At 38.4% G+C, this 18,223-nt stretch carries 18 protein-coding genes and 3 pseudogenes; 18 read left to right on the forward strand and 3 right to left on the reverse strand.

Annotated features, from left to right (window positions below; translation table 11 throughout):
* Positions 1-124: 124 nt before the first annotated feature.
* Complete coding sequence (gene qoxA, locus ACFO3D_RS17870; protein WP_390299388.1) at positions 125-1,042, reverse strand: cytochrome aa3 quinol oxidase subunit II; 918 nt, start codon at positions 1,040-1,042, stop codon at positions 125-127.
* Between the two features lie 354 nt (positions 1,043-1,396).
* On the opposite strand from qoxA, the gene ACFO3D_RS17875 reads away from it, so the two are divergent.
* The 7 genes and pseudogenes from ACFO3D_RS17875 to ACFO3D_RS17905 all read left to right on the forward strand — a co-directional run bounded on the left by ACFO3D_RS17875 (position 1,397) and on the right by ACFO3D_RS17905 (position 6,541).
* A complete protein-coding gene (locus ACFO3D_RS17875) occupies positions 1,397-1,873 on the forward strand; it encodes a GyrI-like domain-containing protein (protein WP_390299390.1) in 477 nt (158 codons plus the stop codon).
* A 416-nt stretch (positions 1,874-2,289) separates the two neighbouring features.
* Entirely contained in the window at positions 2,290-2,727 is a 438-nt protein-coding gene (locus tag ACFO3D_RS17880) for a GNAT family N-acetyltransferase (protein WP_390299393.1), read from the forward strand.
* A 111-nt stretch (positions 2,728-2,838) separates the two neighbouring features.
* The gene (locus tag ACFO3D_RS17885) at positions 2,839-3,000 is read left to right on the forward strand and encodes a hypothetical protein (RefSeq protein ID WP_390299396.1); all 162 of its coding nucleotides are present in this window, start codon (positions 2,839-2,841) and stop codon (positions 2,998-3,000) included.
* A gap of 258 nt (positions 3,001-3,258) precedes the next feature.
* Positions 3,259-4,241, forward strand: a pseudogene (locus ACFO3D_RS17890) (beta-ketoacyl-ACP synthase 3).
* A gap of 44 nt (positions 4,242-4,285) precedes the next feature.
* Positions 4,286-4,378, forward strand: a pseudogene (locus ACFO3D_RS17895) (recombinase family protein); the annotation flags it as partial.
* Positions 4,379-4,515: 137 nt separating this feature from the next.
* Positions 4,516-5,478 carry a threonine ammonia-lyase gene (locus ACFO3D_RS17900; protein WP_390299399.1) on the forward strand — a complete coding sequence of 321 codons (963 nt, stop codon included), beginning with the start codon at positions 4,516-4,518 and terminating at the stop codon, positions 5,476-5,478.
* A 355-nt stretch (positions 5,479-5,833) separates the two neighbouring features.
* Complete coding sequence (locus ACFO3D_RS17905; RefSeq protein ID WP_390299402.1) at positions 5,834-6,541, forward strand: hypothetical protein; 708 nt, start codon at positions 5,834-5,836, stop codon at positions 6,539-6,541.
* A 260-nt stretch (positions 6,542-6,801) separates the two neighbouring features.
* On the opposite strand, the gene ACFO3D_RS17910 is transcribed toward ACFO3D_RS17905, so the two are convergent.
* The gene (locus ACFO3D_RS17910; protein ID WP_390299405.1) at positions 6,802-7,386 is read right to left on the reverse strand and encodes a uracil-DNA glycosylase; all 585 of its coding nucleotides are present in this window, start codon (positions 7,384-7,386) and stop codon (positions 6,802-6,804) included.
* Positions 7,387-7,618: 232 nt separating this feature from the next.
* On the opposite strand from ACFO3D_RS17910, the gene fabF reads away from it, so the two are divergent.
* The 8 genes and pseudogenes from fabF to ACFO3D_RS17950 all read left to right on the forward strand — a co-directional run bounded on the left by fabF (position 7,619) and on the right by ACFO3D_RS17950 (position 15,472).
* Positions 7,619-8,848: a beta-ketoacyl-ACP synthase II gene (gene fabF / locus ACFO3D_RS17915; protein ID WP_390299408.1), complete on the forward strand. Its 1,230-nt coding sequence runs from the start codon at positions 7,619-7,621 to the stop codon at positions 8,846-8,848.
* Positions 8,849-9,079: 231 nt separating this feature from the next.
* Complete coding sequence (locus ACFO3D_RS17920; protein WP_390299411.1) at positions 9,080-10,822, forward strand: class I adenylate-forming enzyme family protein; 1,743 nt, start codon at positions 9,080-9,082, stop codon at positions 10,820-10,822.
* A 40-nt stretch (positions 10,823-10,862) separates the two neighbouring features.
* Positions 10,863-11,348 carry an acyl-CoA thioesterase gene (locus ACFO3D_RS17925; protein WP_390299413.1) on the forward strand — a complete coding sequence of 162 codons (486 nt, stop codon included), beginning with the start codon at positions 10,863-10,865 and terminating at the stop codon, positions 11,346-11,348.
* 741 nt (positions 11,349-12,089) lie between these two features.
* Positions 12,090-12,212 (forward strand): annotated as a pseudogene (locus tag ACFO3D_RS17930) (TetR/AcrR family transcriptional regulator); the annotation flags it as partial.
* 27 nt (positions 12,213-12,239) lie between these two features.
* The gene (locus tag ACFO3D_RS17935) at positions 12,240-12,653 is read left to right on the forward strand and encodes a hypothetical protein (RefSeq protein WP_390299416.1); all 414 of its coding nucleotides are present in this window, start codon (positions 12,240-12,242) and stop codon (positions 12,651-12,653) included.
* Positions 12,654-12,664: 11 nt separating this feature from the next.
* On the forward strand, positions 12,665-13,582 hold the full coding sequence (locus ACFO3D_RS17940) for an ABC transporter ATP-binding protein (protein ID WP_390299419.1): 918 nt from the start codon (positions 12,665-12,667) through the stop codon (positions 13,580-13,582).
* The gene (locus ACFO3D_RS17945; RefSeq protein ID WP_390299422.1) at positions 13,582-15,189 is read left to right on the forward strand and encodes an ABC transporter permease; all 1,608 of its coding nucleotides are present in this window, start codon (positions 13,582-13,584) and stop codon (positions 15,187-15,189) included. Before ACFO3D_RS17940 ends, ACFO3D_RS17945 begins: the two co-directional genes overlap by 1 nt.
* Positions 15,190-15,322: 133 nt before the next feature.
* Positions 15,323-15,472, forward strand: a complete 150-nt coding sequence (locus tag ACFO3D_RS17950) for a hypothetical protein (RefSeq protein ID WP_390299425.1) — start codon at positions 15,323-15,325, stop codon at positions 15,470-15,472.
* A gap of 70 nt (positions 15,473-15,542) precedes the next feature.
* Here the strand turns inward: ACFO3D_RS17950 and ACFO3D_RS17955 are convergent, their stop codons facing one another.
* A complete protein-coding gene (locus ACFO3D_RS17955; RefSeq protein WP_390299429.1) occupies positions 15,543-15,887 on the reverse strand; it encodes a hypothetical protein in 345 nt (114 codons plus the stop codon).
* A 223-nt stretch (positions 15,888-16,110) separates the two neighbouring features.
* On the opposite strand from ACFO3D_RS17955, the gene ACFO3D_RS17960 reads away from it, so the two are divergent.
* The 3 genes from ACFO3D_RS17960 (at position 16,111) to ACFO3D_RS17970 (ending at position 17,712) form a co-directional block, all read left to right on the forward strand.
* Positions 16,111-16,590 carry a CBS domain-containing protein gene (locus tag ACFO3D_RS17960; RefSeq protein WP_390299432.1) on the forward strand — a complete coding sequence of 160 codons (480 nt, stop codon included), beginning with the start codon at positions 16,111-16,113 and terminating at the stop codon, positions 16,588-16,590.
* Between the two features lie 174 nt (positions 16,591-16,764).
* Complete coding sequence (locus tag ACFO3D_RS17965) at positions 16,765-17,106, forward strand: DUF2680 domain-containing protein (RefSeq protein ID WP_390299434.1); 342 nt, start codon at positions 16,765-16,767, stop codon at positions 17,104-17,106.
* 129 nt (positions 17,107-17,235) lie between these two features.
* Positions 17,236-17,712: a divergent PAP2 family protein gene (locus tag ACFO3D_RS17970; RefSeq protein ID WP_390299437.1), complete on the forward strand. Its 477-nt coding sequence runs from the start codon at positions 17,236-17,238 to the stop codon at positions 17,710-17,712.
* Positions 17,713-18,223: the final 511 nt, after the last annotated feature.

The following is an 18,223-nucleotide window of genomic DNA, read 5'->3' on the forward strand; positions in this document are numbered from 1 at the left end:
TCGAGAGATCTATTTTAACGTTAGGTTTTGAATAAAGTTGTTGTTGTCTTTGGTAGAGAAGACTGCGCATAACAAGCTGTGAAAAGCGCAGTGTATTTACAGAGCGCTACACAGGGTTATTTATTTACTCATGATTTTGATGATCGGACATATCCTTTTCTGTTTGTGAATCTGTGTGTTCTTTGTGTTCCTTTGTCTGCTCCTCGGTTTCACTATGCTTGTGTGCTGGAGGAGGACTGAATCCTAAGTGGGTACCTTTGAAAGTCATCTGTCCAAGGTGCCCTGGTTTTAGTAACTCGGTAAATTTCTTCTCAGTTAACGGTTTTGCTGTATCTTTGACTTCTTTTACCCATTCATCAAATTCTTTCTGGGACATTGCTGTTACATTAAACTTATTTTCGGCCGTACCTTTACCACTGAAGTTCGCATTCTTTCCTATCATTTCACCTGGCTCAGAAGCGGCTAAGTGCAAGGTTGTCACCATATCAGCCATGGCGTATTTTTGCCCGCCAAGCTGTGGAATCCAAAAACTTGTGATCGGTCCAAAAGAATAGAGCTTAAATTCGAGTGGCCGATCTGTTGGAAGGTACAGGTAGTTAACCGTTTCAATATTTTGTTCCGGGTAACTGAAGTGCCACTTCCAGTTTGATGAAGAAGCATAAATTACTAACGGTTCCTTCTCCTCATATGCCTCAACCTCGGACTCTACAATATAGTTGCTTTGTACAGATACAACCGATAGATAAGCAACTATGAGAACAGGAATCCCGACACAAATAAGTTCAACCCATTTATTTCCTTCAATGTGTGGCGGTTCATAATCTTCACTTTGATTTGATGCTCGATACTTAATTAACATGTAAATGAAAATGGCGAAAACAACCAACACGATAAACGACATAATTCCAATTGATAACAGAATATCGTGAGCTTGCCGTGCAGCCTGGGGCCCTTTTGGATTAAGGACTGTTAGTGGTTCACATCCTGTAAGCACTGTGGTAATAGTGAAAACCAAAAGTAAGAAAGCCTTTTTAAACTTCATACTAGTGCTCCCTTCTATATATCAGAAATATATTGGTTAATTAATAACTTCCTAGAAATATAGTAATACCAATTTGCTTTAAAGGATACCCACTTGTGAAATGTGTCACAAAATCTCCAAAAAGAAGTCAAAAAGAATTCGACATTTGGACGAATTCATGACAAATTATTCGCTTGTTGGTAAGCAGGGTTATTGCAAAAAGTTAGTATTTGTGCTTTCGTTCCAAGACCTCCGAAAGCATAAGTTCTGTCAAAAAGGGGGAAAGAAATACACTTTTTCCTAAATAAATAAGAAGGAATTTCACATATGATGAAGAAACAATTATATAGAAACTCATTTACGAGGAGTGAGCACGTGGATCAGGGAGTTATCAGTGAAAAATCTGTAAAAGAATTAGGTGAACTAAAGATAGTAGGGTTTAGGGTAATTTGTGAAGATGAAAAGTACATTGAAGAAATACCAAAAGCAGCAAAGGAACTAGAAGAAAGAAAGGAAGAAATTGAGCATATTTTAAACCCGAATCAACAGATAGGGGCTTTTGTAGTAGAAGAAACGATATCTGAGAAGGATGGTTATTGGATCGGCGTTCAAGTTAGCGAATATGGAAACATACCAGAAAGTATGACGACTTTGACAATTCCTCCGCAAAAATATGCTGCCGTTTTACACACCGAGCCAATTCACCTAATAAGAAATAGCTATGCCCAATTACATAAGTGGATTGAAGAAAAAGGGCATACACGTTCCTATACGGCTTGGAACTTGGAGATATATCATTTAAAAAATGGTCCTGAAAATCTTCAAGTAGAATTATTCGACTCCATTCTGTAACCAGGTTGAGATAAAGCTAACGGGTTCGGTTTTGGAGTACATAATATAAACATAAACAACAAACCTTTTAGCAGTCCAATTAACATATAATTGGACTGCTTTTTTTATTGATTTAACAATGTTTATACACGAAATGATAACAAATTAACATCCTGATTAGCAGGTGTTTTAGCAAGATGACAATAGCTATTGTCACCTGTATAATTCGGTTACTAAAACGCTCTCCAATTACATTGCAATTTCTCCATACAAAATAAAGAAAAGGGGATAATTATGTTAAAGTCATAATATGATTGTGAATAATTGTACTTAAACGAACGGGGCAGTAATGTTGAAAAAGGAATCCCATATTTACATAAAAGTGTATTGAATATATGTGTAATATTCTAAAAGTTATTGGAAGGGTTGAGTTGAAAATGGACATAAGAAAACCAAATGAGGTAGAAATTGAAAAGATATTAGCACTTTCTCCACAAGCGATATTTGAGGGAACTTTAGGTGAAGCAGAACCAACGATTGAAAAAGCAAAACAACTGATAGAACCTCTTTTAAAGAAGGGGAGTTATTATTTAATATCAATTGAAAACAATGTAATAACGGGTTGGATTCTTATAGGAGGAAGCAAAGACCAGTTTTCAGATAAGGCACTCGGATTTATTTATGAATTATTTGTTTTAGAGGAATACAGAGGTAAAGGTATTTCAAAACAATTGATTAAAACAGGCGTTAAACAATTGAAACAAGAAGGATACTCCGAAATTCGTTTAAGCGTATTTGATGGAAATCAAGCAATTAAGATATATGAAAGTCTGGGCTTTAAAAACAGGACAATTACTATGAGTATTTCATTATAAATAATCTTCTTTCATTAACGGGGGCTTTAGTTGAATAAGGAGTTGTCGGCAGCTCCTGTTGAATATTGAGTGGCAGTTTTGTTGAATAAGGTATTTTTCAAGGGGGGTATAGTGGATAATGCTGCATGGATTATAAGTTTAATTTTTTTCATTTTTATTTTAGTTAATACGATAGAAGTGTTTTCAATAAGTAAACGACAAAGACAATTAGAAGAAAAGGCAGATGAAGTAAATCAGGATTTAAATGAGCTAATGAAAAATTTAAAAGATTAGTTGGTTTTTAAGTAACGGGTGCTAGAGTGGAACGAGGAGCTATCGCTTTGATAGCTCTTCTTGATTATTTAACTAACTGATAGGATTGTTTAATAAGAAAACGCCTTGTAATTAAAGACTATCTTAAGGTAAGAACATATTTAACTTAAAGACATCTATTTTTAAAAAAATTTTTTTGCTTTAAAATTAGCACCAAGTCTTAATAGTAAGTGGTAAAATATAAAATAGAATAATTTAATTAGTAGGAGGTGAATGTTTATGTCCAAATCAAAAGCTCGAATTACGGCAATAGGCTCTTATGTGCCTAAAAGAAGACTAACAAATCTAGAGTTAGAAAAAATGGTTGAAACGGATGACGAATGTATTGTCCAACGTACTGGTATTAAAGAACGAAGGATAGCAAATGAAGATGAGTTTACAAGCGACATCAGTTATAAGGCTGTAAAAAATTTAATGGAACGTTTTGATAAAATTGTGAAAGATGTTGATATGATTATTGTTTGTACATTGACTCCTGATTTTAAAACTCCAAGTGTAGCTTCTATTGTTCAAGCAAAGTTAGGCATAAGGAATTCTGGTGCAATTGATTTAAATGCGGCCTGTGCAGGTTTCACTTATGGCTTGCATATTGCCAATGGACTGATAACTTCTGGTTTTAATAAAAAAATTCTTGTTATTGGGGCAGAAACACTATCTAAAATTACGGATTATGAGGACAGAACGACTTGCATTTTGTTCGGTGATGGTGGAGGGGCTGTTCTTGTAGAATTTGATGATGAAAACCCAAGCTTTTTATCTTCTTATATAGGTTCGGATGGAGAAAAAGGGAAAAATTTATATTGTTCAAATCTTTCACATCATATGTTTGAAGAAGAGTTAGTCGATAGTAATAAGATTGTACAAAATGGGCGGGAGGTTTATAAATGGGCTGTTTCTACTGTTCCAAAAGGGATGAAAAGTGTAATGGCAAATGCTTCTATTTCATTAAATGATGTTGATTGGTTTGTCCCACATAGTGCCAATTTGAGGATGATTGAGTCTATATGTGAAAAAAGTGATTATCCTATTGATAAAACACTATATAGCCTTGTGGATTATGGAAATACCTCGTCTGCGACAATACCATTGTCATTAGATAAAGGCCTTTCCGAAAAAAACTCCAAAATAGTGAAAAAGCTTTATTATATGGATTTGGTGGTGGCTTAGCCCACGCAGGGTTACTTATTAAATGGACACTTTAGAAGGTTATGTTATTAAACTCATGGGCAGTTTAGTTCAATAGATTAAAGAAGGAAATATTACTGTAAATCAAATTTGTGAAATTATAAATGTGTATAGATTTTCATTATATAAAAATCTCTCTGAAGGTAATCATTAATCAATGTTTATTTAAGTGCCCTTATACGTATCATTATAAGACCACATAACTATGCATTTTAGATTTTTTATAAGTAAGATAGTAGTGATTTGCGAGTAAAAGGTACATACTCAAAAAAAGAAATGAGGTTTTATTTAATGGAATTATTTATTTATGACATTATTCAGGCTAAAAATCGAATTAAAAATCATATTGTCGAAACGCCTTTAGTTTTTTCGGATAGCTTGTATGGTCAACTATCTTTAAATGTTTATTTTAAATTAGAAAATCTCCAAAAGACGGGTTCTTTTAAAGCAAGAGGTGCACTCAGTAAAATTTCAACATTAAAAAATCAGGACAAAAGTAAAGGAGTCATCACAGCCTCCTCTGGTAACCATGCACAAGCGGTTTCCTATGCAGCTTCTTTATTTGATACTTCTGCACTTGTAGTCGTTCCAGAAAATACAGCCCAAGCTAAAATAAGTGGCATTCAAAAATTTGGTGGAGAAATTGTACAGTATGGTGCTACCTATGATAAGGCAGAAGAATATGCGGAGCAACTAGCAAAGGATACGGGTAGAACGTTTATTCATGCATTTGATGATGCTGTTACAATGGCCGGTCAAGGTACGATTGGTTTAGAGGCTATGCTTGAAAAGCCCGATTTTGATGTCATTTTAGTACCAGTCGGTGGTGGTGGACTTCTAAATGGGATTGCTACTGTTGCAAAAGCTATTAATCCTGATGTGCAAGTAATCGGGGTACAAAGCGAGGCTTCACCAGCGTGGCACGAATCATTCATATCTGGAAAAATGGTTGATGTAACTTATCAAGCTTCAATCGCTGATGGGATTTATGGTGGCATTCATGAAGCCCCTTTACAACTAGCTTTTTCAAGAGTAGATAGCAGTATATTAGTTAGTGAGAAAAGCATTGCACATGCGATGAAGTGGATGGCGACAAATCATCGTTGTATGATTGAAGGTTCTAGTGCTGTAACGATTGCAGCCTTATTACAGAACCAAGTGACTGATATTTCCGAAAAAAATGTACTTTGTATCATTACAGGTGGTAATGTTGATTCTTCATTATTTATGAAAGTGATGAATGCACATGAATAGTAGGTCGATCAGACATAGTTTGTGAAAAGATGTACTTAAACAAATGGGTGCTTTTCTGGAACAACGGCAATACCGATTTGTTACTAACGAGTTTAATTAACGATTATACTACTTAAAGGGGTGAAATGATGAAGTATTGGCAAACATCTCTTTGTATTGGAATGACAATAATTTTTTGGTGAAGGATTTCTTATTCGTTTCGTGCGAGACTCAGACTTATATATTACTGAATTTATTGGTGGCATTATAGGTATTATCATTTTAATTATTGGGATGTTCACTAAGGGTGAAACCAAATGATGATTCCTTCTTAAAGTAACGGGTGCAAAACTTCAATAGAAATAAGGGGCTTCTTATGAGATTTAATCCTGGGATTATTATGGTTATAGGTTTGCTGTTAACAGGGTGTGTAGACAATCAGACTGTGTCTGTTGAAGGAAAAATATACGCGGTAAACCATGACAATAATACAGTAGTAGTCTATGTAGGGGATACATTGACAGAAAAACAAAGAGAAACAGCGGATTTTGACGAAAATGAAAAAAACATTGAAGCGTTTGTAGTGCAGGCAGAGGAAGACACAGTGGTAAAAGGTGAGGTCGATTCGTTTAATGATTTAAAAATGGAACAAAAAGTATCCATTAAGATTAAAGGGGATTATGAAAAAGAATTGGTTACGATTGGTACTCTTTTTGATAACCATGATAAACTGCCCGCCTATGATACAGAGCAGGTAACAGTCGTCCCCTATTCCAAAGAAGAAATCGTGGAGGAAATGACAGTGAACAAAGGAGGATACGGGGAATATGGGCTTTATATTTACAATTTTAAAACTGACGAAAGCGGACAATACAGCCCTCCAGATTCGACTAAAATTATTCAATTTCAAAAAGTGGTATTGACACATGCGAGTGACGTTAAAAATACTAAAGAATTGTTAGGGTTATATGACGATTCACCGACGTATATCATTACGGATGATAAAGGTATTCTATTTAAAACAAACAATGAAAAAGAACTCAATGCGTTTGTAAAAGAATTAGGAGAAAAAGAAAAGAACTAAAATAGGTAAACGGTAAAAACACGAAAATCCTTCTTCCAAAACGGTGCCTTATGTTAAATAAGTAAATACACAAGTGAGGGTAAAGGAATGCAAAAATGCTTTTGTTACAATGAAGAGACAAAGAATGAGATTAAAGAATTTAATTCAGTTTTCATTATGAACCATTTCAAAAGTTGATCCTCTTTTGGTAATTTAGGGCTAATGGAATAACAAAGGGAACATCCGAAATGGACGTTCCCTAATTTTTTTACCCTGTAAATCTAACATAGCCTATTTTCATTAAATTTGTCAGCAACAAACTGCCAATCCTCTACTAAAAATAACTTCTTTAAGTTAGGCCGCCTTCTTACAGCCAGGGGATGATATGCTACCGTCGTCTGAATACCCTTGACATCATACATCTTGCCCCGTAAGTTTTTCACTTCTGCTTCATCATCCTGAAAGAAAGATCGGACCGCTACATTTCCTAGACAAATGATGTATTTCGGATTCTTATTTTGTAATTGGTATTCGAGATGGCGCATACAGATTTCACGCGTTTTTTGTTTATAGTATTTTCGAGTAGGTTTCCGTTTTAAAATGTACGTTACATACAGATCATCCGGTTGTAAGCCAACAGAATTCACCGTTTCTTGTAATGTTTGTCTGGTACCACATACAAATGGGTTCCCTTCACGATCTTCACGAACACCCGGGTTATCCAGAACCACCATTATCGGCGCATCAGAATTTCCCTCTCCCCAAATCATTCTGGATCCATGCTCGGCTAAACCGCATTTATCACAGTTATCGCAATCGTCAGGTGGGAATTCTTCAGGCCATATGCTTGGACAAAAGTCGCTCATCGTATCGTCATCTCCTTTCTTCACACATAGGTCCGTACCGGTCATTTCCCCTAAAAGCTTACCCGAATTTAATAGACCATAGTACACGGTTTTGAAAAATATCTGGAACTTTTACTTCAATCCAACCTGTATAAATTTAAAGTTTTCTGTCAACCTGCTAATATATTATCAAAGCGAATTATATAGATTTTTTTAATAGGAAATATTGGATTAATTATGGAAGGTGGATTTTTTGAAACGAAGGGTTGTTGTTACAGGTACAGGGGTTGTATCGCCACTAGGAAACGATGTGGAAACCATGTGGAAAAATATTATAAATGGAAAATCCGGCATTAAACGGTTGGAATCGGAAGAATATGAGGATATTAACACAAAGATTGCCGGTGCTATTGATGACTTTTCCGGAGAAAGGTACCTCGAAAAGAAGGAATTAAAAAAGTATGATTTGTTTACACAGTATGGGTATGCTGCAGCGGTTCAAGCTTTGGAACAGTCAAAACTGGATATGGAAACAGTGGATAAGGACCGAGTCGGAGTTTATATCGGCTCTGGAACCGGTGGACTGCAGACACTATTAAGTAATCACGAGACCATGCTGGAAAAAGGGACGAAACGAGTGTCTCCAATGTTGATTCCAACGATGATCAATAATATGGCATCTGGTTTAACAGCGATAAAGACAGGATTTCGCGGGCCAAGTTTTGCGCCTGTATCAGCTTGTGCAACGAGTAATCATGCGATTGGCGAAGCATACATAAATATTGCCCATGGTTATTCAGATGCAATTTTGGCAGGCGGAGCGGAGGCTACTATTACACCACTTTATTTTGCCGGCTTTTCAAAGATGCGTGCCATGTCCACCCGAAATGACACACCTGAAAAAGCATCACGACCATTTGATGCGGATCGGGATGGCTTTGTCATGTCAGAAGGGGCCGGGGTTTTATTTCTGGAGGAATATGAACATGCGAAAAGGCGTGGTGCTCCGATACTAGGTGAGATTGTTGGGTACGGCAGCACTACCGATGCGTATCATATTACCACGCCAGATCCGAGCGGGGCAGCAAAAGCTATGAAACTGGCAATCGAACGAGCTGAGGTTAATCCAGAAGAAGTGGATTATATAAATGCCCACGGGACAAGCACTCCGACAGGTGATGTTTCCGAGACGAAAGCGATTAAGGACGTTTTCAGTGACCATGCAAATCGCTTAAAAGTAAGTTCCACAAAGTCCATGACAGGTCATATGTTTGGAGCGGCAGGCGGGATCGAAGCAATCATTTCTTTAAAAAGCTTGGAAGATAATATTTTCCCGCCAACAATTAACCTTGAAAATCCGGATGCGGAATGTAACTTGGATTATGTACCAAATGAGTCAGTCACAGGAGACATAAACATCGCGCTGTCCAATGGGTTCGGCTTTGGCGGTCATAATGCAGTCATAGCGTTTAGGAAGGTATAGGCTTCTTTGGCGGTTGTAGCTGGATAATTCCCATAAATCCGTGATTTAGGGGCTGTAAATGGAACCTCAGTAAGCTATTTGCCTATTTCAGCCCAACTTTTGATTGAAATGGAGCATTTAGCGGAATCAGGTTCCGTCTCACCTCACTTTGGGAAACTTTTTATCTTGTTAACGGATTAAGGTTCCACAGGCCTGTCTAACCATAGTCACATAATAAAAGGGAGGAATACGATGTCAACTAACACACAACAAACCACGCTTAGTCAACGTGTAGCGGAAAGAAGAAAAGCACTGGAGGATCGGTTTCCAGTGTGGCCACGGGACACGATAGCAAGACACTTCTCAAAAGCATGTTCAAGCTATAAGGACCGTCCGTATATTTATATCGATGGCGAGGAATTCACATATGGAGAAGTATGGGAACAAGCAATTCAATATGCAAAAGCATTTATAAAGATTGGGGTAAAACGACGGGATCATGTTGCGGTTTTAATGAACAATGATTCCACGTATCCATCGTTAATGATTGCCTCTTCCATTGTTGGAGCGGTCTTTATTCCGATTAATGCTATGCTTGCGAAAGATGAGCTTGATTATATTATCACTCAGTCAGATACACAGTTCCTGATTTTGCAGGAAACGGTTAAAGACAGGCATCATGGAGACGCTGTTTCAGAATTACTCGATAAACCAGACTTAAAGGAAAACAGTCAATTGGAGCAGGTTATCAGTGTTACAGACCAAGAAAAGGTAATCGATGACCGTTTTCTTTCATGGACTGATTTTACCGAAGGGGCGCACTCCATTTCAGATGAGGAAGTGGAACAACGCTGGAATGATTCCCGCTATCCGGATGAAGTTGCCATCATTATGTATACCTCCGGGTCAACAGGGAGTCCTAAAGGTGTCATGCTTACCGATGACATGCTCCTTCGTTGTGCGTATAGCACATGTGTGAGCCGGGCGATTGAGGATGGAAGAGTGACGTTTGCGCCACTGCCGTTTTATCATTGTTTTGCAATCATTGAAGCGATATTTGCTATGTCGTATGTTGGGGGTTCTTTTATATCAGCACTTGGGGCATCGCCGCTTCAATCATTACAATTAATGGAGAAATATAAAGCAAATGATTATCTTTGTGTTCCTTCAACGCTGGTGCAATTATTGAACCATCCACGTGTTTCAGAATTTGAGATATCTAGTCTATTCGCGATGTGGTGTGGAGCAGCGCCGGCTCCAATACCTGTGTGGGAAAAGGCTATCGATGTATTGGGTCTAACCGAGGTTATTACCGGTTACGGGCAAACCGAGGTGGCATCATCTGGTGTAACAACAGAAATAGGCGATTCCCTTGAACGTTTAACCACTAGAGTTGGCCGCCCTAAGCTTGGTGGTACCAGTGGTCTACCAGAATTTAATGGGAGCTCCGTTCAGTATAAGACGATTGACAGGGATACTGGAAAAGACCTGCCAGCCGGTTCTGTTGGTGAACTTGCCGTAAGGGGTGCTTCTGTTACGCATGGTTATTATAAAAAACCGGATGAAACGGCCCAAGTCATTGATAAAGATGGATGGCTGAGGACCGGGGATGTCGGCCGACTTGATGAAAACGGCTATATCCAGCTTCTTGGCAGAAGTAAGGAAATGTACAAAGTATCAGGAGAATTAGTATCTCCTCGTGAAGTGGAAATCGTAATTTCTCAGCACCCTGCCGTTAATCAGGTTAATGTAATCGGTGTACCGGATTCAATGACAACAGAAATAGGTGCCGCTTTTATCGAATTGAAAGAGGGAGAATCGTGTACTAGACGAGATATTATTGATTGGTGTTCTTCTCGTCTGGCCCGTTTTAAAAACCCACGGCATGTCTGGTTTATAGATGCGTCTGAATGGCCTATGACAAGTACGGGGAAGGTACAGAAATTCCGTTTAGAGGAAATAGCAAAAGAAAAACTTTCCAGCAAAAAGAGTTAGTCTTATTTTGGGGAAGCATGATTTAGTGAGGGGCGAGAATATGTCTGGAAAATGGTATCAAAAAAATATGCGCGTCCAGTATAAAGATACAGATCAAATGGGTATTGCGCACCATGGTAATTATGTAACGTGGTTTGAAGTTGGCCGGACCGAGTGGATGCGGGAATATGGGATGTCTTATCATAAGATGGAAGCGTTAGGTCTGCTTCTCCCGGTAATCAATGTAAATGTTGATTATAAAAAATCTGCTAAATTTGATGACTGTGTCGCTATATTTAGTAGTGTCGCGAACTATTCACCAGTTCGCTTAGAGTTTGCCTATGAAGCTAGAAAAATAAGTGAGGACGAGTTTTTACAAGAAAGTAACGAAGGAGAAACAGTAGAGCCGTTAGGTGAGTTGCTTGCAAGAGGAAGCACCACCCATATGTGGGTTAAGCAGGATTGGAAACCTGCAAAAATTAATAAAGCAGCTCCTGATGTCTATGCAATACTGCAAGATTTAGGAGAAAGTGACCAGTCCAAGTAAGCTTTTACTACAGATTCATTCCAATCTAAAAGGGATTCTCTAAAAAGCATCGAACACTTTTAGAGAATCCCTACACGTATGCCAAGTTTTATTAATATCGATTATCTGGGTGGAATACTGTCTCATCACAATACATGGTATGAGATTCATATTTTCCTAAAATCTTTTATGTGTATCCGTTTACATTATCATCAACTCGTGCAAGAATAAGGGTGTAGGATTGTAACTTCGGACTTCGGTTATCTTCTAAAACTTAACAAGGGAGAGATGGGTAGAAGTGAAAACGTACACGCTTAAGTCGTCAACCTTGAAGGAAGAGCACATTAGAACCAGCTTGAAATTTGCTTGCAGGCACGCACAGGAACGTTGCAGAGAACTAAAAGAAAAAATTTTCTTGCTGGATGAAAAAGGAGAAGTCCGAAAGGTATACGAGCCGAAAACTTGATAATAGTCTAACATTCTCGAATATATGGTGAGCAGCAGGCCCTAGAGCCTGCTGCTTTTTGTGTGAATAATTTCATTCTCGAACACACGGATAACTTGTATTTTTTTATATTCTAATGGCCCGTTGAAAAAGTTTCTGAATACCATCCTGAGAAAGTTAAATTCACTTATTGACCAATATAGTCATATTTTGTTAAGCTTGATTTGACCATGTTGGTCACTTGAACTTCAAGAAAGGAGATAATCAAGATTAATTCACAATTTAAGAGTCTGCCAACGGAGAAACAAGAACGGATCATAAATGCTGCAATAAAAGAATTTGTTAAAAATGGATTTGAAAAGGCTTCCACAAACGAGATTGTAAAAGAAGCACAAATTTCGAAAGGATCATTATTTAACTACTTTGAAAATAAGAAGGATTTATACTTAAGCATTATGGAGTATAGTGTGGAGGTTATCAATCAGATTTATCCACTTATTGATTATAACGAACGGGATATTTTTAAACGAATCGGCCAAATCGGGGTAATTAAGTTGGGGATTCAAAAAAAATTCCCACAGGTTTTTGATTTCCTGGTGTCTCAAATAGCGGAGGAATCAGAGGTTGTAAAGGATGAAATCAGCAACTATACGAATGCAGTTTATGAAGAAGGCTTTGCGAAACTATATGAGAACATCGACTATTCGCTGTTTCGTGACGATATTGATGTAGAGAAAGCGATTGAGATCATTAACTGGACGATGCTTGGTTTTGGGGAAAAAGCAAGAAAGCAGCTAACCTCTTTTGAAGAAGTTGGTGAGATTCATCTCAAAGAGTGGGAGGACTATTCAGAAATTCTGAGACAAAGTCTTTATAAATAGGGGGATGGCAGATGAGCGTATTAGAGGTAAGTAAATTGACGAAGAGGTTCGGGAAGTTCACAGCTTTGGATGGAGTTGATTTTGAGGTTAACCGTGGGGAAGTGTTTGGGTTTATTGGTCCTAATGGTGCTGGAAAATCAACGACAATTCGTGTGTTGCTTGGTGCTCTCAAGGCTACGGACGGTGAGGCGAAACTTTTTGGTAAGGATGCATGGGATGACGCGGTTGAAATTCATAAACGTCTCGCCTATGTACCAGGTGATGTCAATTTATGGCCCAATTTAACAGGCGGAGAAGTTATCGATTTATTTGTTAAATTGCGTGGTGGCAATAATAAAAGCAAAAGAGAAGAGCTGATTAAAAAATTTGATTTGGACCCAACCAAAAAATGCCGTACGTATTCGAAAGGGAACAGACAAAAAGTTGCACTAGTAGCGGCTTTTTCGTCAGACGCTGATTTGTATATTCTCGATGAACCAACATCGGGACTGGACCCACTGATGGAACGTGTCTTCCAGGAATGTGTAATGAATGTTAAAAATCAGGGGAAAAGTGTGCTTTTATCAAGCCATATCCTATCTGAGGTTGAAAAGTTGTGTGATCGTGTGGGGATTATTCGCCAAGGTAAAATTATAGAGACCGGAACCTTAAATGAGCTCCGACACTTAACTCGTACACACCTTCTCGTGCAGACGAAGCAATCCATTGAATCGTTGAATGAACTTGAAGGGGTACATGACATCGAAGACACAGACCAGGGTGTAACTTTTCAGGTCGATACGGAGCAACTGGATGCTGTAATACGACATATTAGTCAATATGGAATAGTTAAATTGGAGAGTGCCCCACCAACTCTGGAAGATTTATTTATGCGTCATTATGAGGGCAACGAGAGATCGGAAAGGGCTGAGTCAGGAGGTGTCCGGTAATGGCGCAAAATGTACTTGCTAACACAGGGAAATTATCACGGTTTATCCTTCGTCTGGATAGGCTTAGAGTGCCATTATGGCTGATAGGGTTAACTTTTTTTACCCTAATAGTGCCTCCTGCCTTTGAAAGTTTATATGCTACTCAACAAGACCGGGATACAATCACGGAAACAATGACAAATCCGGCTATGACTGCAATGCTTGGGCCTGGTGATCTGGAAAATTATACGATTGGTGCGATGACAAGCCACCAAATGTTACTTATGACAGCGGTGGTTGTTGGGTTAATGGCCATATTACTTGTGACACGTCATACCAGGGCTGATGAAGAAGATGGTCGGATTGAAATGATTCGTTCGCTACCTTCAGGCCGTCTCTCGTATTTAAATGCGACATTACTTGTTACAAGCGGCACAAATATTGCCTTAGCCTTAATTACAGGCTTGGGGCTATATGCAATGGGAATTGAAAGTATGGATTTGGAAGGTTCGTTACTTTATGGAGCTGCTCTAGGTGGAACGGGGCTTGTATTCGCTGGGATTACAGCGGTCTTTGCTCAACTCTCGGAAAGTTCCCGTGGCACAATCGGATGGTCAATCGCGGTTCTGCTGATAGCTTATCTTTTTAGGGCAATAACCGATGTAAGTAATCAATCATTATCGTGGCTGTCTCCACTGGGCTGGGTCACAAAAGCAGAGGCGTATTCCTCAAACAATTGGGGACCTATCCTATTAATGCTGGCTGGTTCTATCCTCTTATTTGGGCTAGCAAACTACTTAAATAGTATTCGAGATTTGGAACAGGGATTCCTGGCATCTAAACCTGGGAAAAGTCAGGCCTCTCGTTTACTGCAAAGTCCATTTGGTCTGGCGTTTCGTTTGCAGCGTACAGGATTCATTGCGTGGGTAGTTGGCTTATATGTGTTAGGGGCTTCCTATGGATCTATATTTGGTGATTTGGAGTCATTTTTTGGTGGGAATGAAATGTACGAAAAAATGCTGGTGCAAGCCGAAGGGGCTTCCGTAGTCGAACAGTTTATCCCAACTTTGATGACAGTGATAGCTTTGATAGCAACCGTACCTCCGCTTATGGCAATGAATAAACTCCATGGCGAAGAGAAAAAGGGTCGTTTAGATCATTTGTTGGGCAGGGCTGTTTCCCGGGAAAAACTCTTGGGATCCTACCTGGTTCTTTCAATTATAAATGGTTTTGTGATGATTTCCATCAGCGCAGTGGGTCTGTGGTCTGCCGGAGCTTCTGTTATGGATGATGGGCTCGACTTTGGAGTGGTTTACAAGGCAGCGTTGGTTTTTTATCCGGCAATGCTGGTCATGATTGGAATAACTGTGTTGCTTATTGGGTTTGTGCCAAAATTGGTTAAATTAATTTGGTTATATCTGGTCTATGCATTCTTCGTATTGTATTTGGGAAATCTGTTTCAATTCTCAGAGTGGGTAGGCAAAATTTCTCCATTTGGTTATGTTCCCAAAGCCCCGTTAGAGGACGTGACATTTATGCCACTGTTTCTGTTATCACTCGTGGCCATGGGGCTAATGGTGATAGGGTTTGTTGGCTTTAGAAAACGGGATATTGAGTCAGGAGAGTGAATATAATTCATTGGCAGGAGCTGACTGACGCCGCTTTGGATAAATTGGAAGAAAAATGGGGGGACGAACGGACGGTTTTCATCGTTATTTCCTAATTTATATTTAACAGATTATATTCGATGAGTGGTTACCGATGATGTATTATTATCTGCTCTTTGATATGATTCAATCTTTCATGAAGAAATCAGTAGAAGATAAATTCAATTATGATATCGGATTGAAAGTAAAGACGGCTTACCCTAAGGTGCTAGTGGAGTCTGAATTGGTCAGTTGCGATTATTGAGTGAAATACTTAAGGAGAAACAGTACTTTGGTAAATAAGAAAGGTCTGAGTTTGGTATAGAGGGCCAAACTTAGGCTTTTTGGTATTCTTGTAAAAATAGTATATCTTCGGTTGATAAGATACGGTTATAAATCATCGGTTTTCCGCCTTTTGTCTTACCAAGTATCACTTTTCCGTCCACTAATTCCTTTTCTTGTAGAATATATGGAATTTCCTCCTCAATGAGCTTTCCTTCATTATCATAAAATAAATATCCTTCTTTTTCGTCATATATAAAGGAATTGATTTTCATTTTTGGCGTAATAAACAACGTTATCTTCTCAACGTCATTCCACATGACTTTTACAAGAATTTTTTTCTTCACTTTCTTTTCTACCAAGGTTTTCAAAGCGCTTAACGAAACGGCTTCTTCCATTGTTTTTTCCTCCATTTTGCAGCACACTGCTAATTGCTCATTCTTAAAACTGCTCAAATATTACATCTTTATCTTTAACATATATTAACTAGACAATCCAATGGAATGTTCTATATGAAAGCTAGGGGACGATTCTTGTACTTCCCATTGAACATATTTGTCCATGGGAGTAAAATAGTAATATAGGGGTTAAATATATTACCCTGAAAGGAGATGTAAGATCATGCAAGTACGTGATTTTATGATCTATAATGTATATACAGTTACACCTTCTACCACGGTTAAAGAGCTTATCTCATTATTGGAGACGCATCGTGTTGGGGGAGTTCCCGTTGTAGATGAGAAAGGAAATCTGGTTGGTATAGTGTCTGATGGGGATGTTGTACGCTTTCTTTCTCCACATAAAGAAAAGATTTATTTGGCTTATTATATCTCTTATGTAGAAGAGGCAGAGGGAATTGAAGATGTACTGCGTGAGAAAATGAATACACCAGTTGAACAAATCATGGTTAAAAAACATATTAAAACCTTGTTGCCTGATGAAGATTTTGAAAGTGCGTTACGGCTTATTTCCAAGCATCATTTCAAAAAGCTTCCTGTCGTGAATGGAGCTGGAAGGGTGATCGGAATTATTAGCCGGGGAGATATTATTCATAACCTATCTAAGAAAATTTTTGAAAAGGAAAAAAATCCTTCATTATAAAATGTGATGCCAACTCGAGTTGAGTTGGCATTTTCAATTTTAATCTGTTGGTTAAATGCTGTCATTTTCCTAAGCAAAGCATACTAGTATCTCTGATAATTTACGAAGGAATTTTTGTATAATTCTTCCGTTATATCGAAAAATAATCGTACATATCGGAAAGGAAGTGGTTGTGTGAAACGCCTAATCTATTTAACTTTTTCGGCAGTCCTTTGTAGTGTGTTTATTTTCGGGTCAGTTTCTTCACTCGCTCAAGAGGAAAAGGAAGTAAAGCAGGATATAAAATTAACCGAAGAGCAGCAGGGTGAGCTGGAAGTTTTATATAATGGCCTGTTTGAAAAGCATAAACAGATCATTAATAAATACATGGAGTATGGGGTCTTTTCTAAAGAAAAAGGTGAAAAGATTATTTCACATTTGGAGGAACGGCAGACTAAAATGAAAGAAAATGGTTACGTACCACCACATGGTCCTCATCCAAAACCTAAAAAAGAAAAATGGGATAAAGAAGAGTGACAGTTAAACAGGAACCAGTAGCTAAGACGACTGGTTCCTGTTTTTTCAATTTAGAGTAGCATTCTCGAATAAAACTCTCCAATTAAGGGTAACCAAATTATAGATAGTTTGGCACTGGAGGGTTTAGGAATGAAAAAGATGAACAGAGGAGTAGTGACAGCTCTCTCATCAATTGGAATCGCTCAGGCACTTAAAATCTATACACATAAGCGATTAACGGGTAAATGGGATATAAAGCAAGTGGCGACCACGGGTGGGATGCCGAGTTCACACTCAGCTGGCGTTTCAGCACTTGCAACTTACATCGCAGCAAATAAGGGTTCTCGTCATACGGAAACGGCGCTGGCAGCTATTTTCGGTGTTATTGTCATGTATGATGCGCAGGGAATCCGCCGGCATACAGGGGAGATTGCGCAGTTGGTTAATGATCTTGAAGATAAGTTTGCTGATTTATCCGGGGAATTTCCGAGTTTCGAATTTGTTGCAAGGGACAAGGAATTGAAGGAACTTCTTGGGCACCAGCCTTTGGAGGTTCTTGGAGGAGCAATCCTCGGTAGCGTTCTGGGATACTTTTCTGCTATGTATGAAAACAGGGAAAGAGATTAATAAAGAGCAGGGACATTGTTAAGTAAGGGGTTTGGTTTTGGAGTGCAAAACACTAAAAATAAAGTGAAATTAGCACCTTTATTGTTTAGAAATTAACCCTACAATTAACACTGAAATCAGCACAATAAAAAGGAGCTTGGATATCCGAGCTTCTTTTGCTGTGAATCGTAATCCCTCTAATTCTACTAACGCACCCTTTAGTTGAAGAAATTGCGTCGATTACCCACATTTACAATTCTTTTAAGTTCAAAAATTCGGTCTGTCCATCCCACTCTATAGTAAATTTATAACTGGTCGGTATTTCACTAAAAGTATAAGGCAGTGAAACCTTACCTTTATCTGTCAAATAGAACGGATTAGTAAACACCGTCCCGTTTCGTTCTTTAGACAAAATTATTTTTTTTCGGGAACCGGTCCATTACCAATGTATTCGACAACCATATTTTTATCTCTCCCATAGACAACTTTCCAATTTTCACTTTCCGCGGTGTAAATCCCCCTATAACTTTCT

It is taken from the genome of Virgibacillus kekensis (assembly GCF_042654125.1).
GTDB lineage: Bacteria > Bacillota > Bacilli > Bacillales > Amphibacillaceae > Lentibacillus > Lentibacillus kekensis.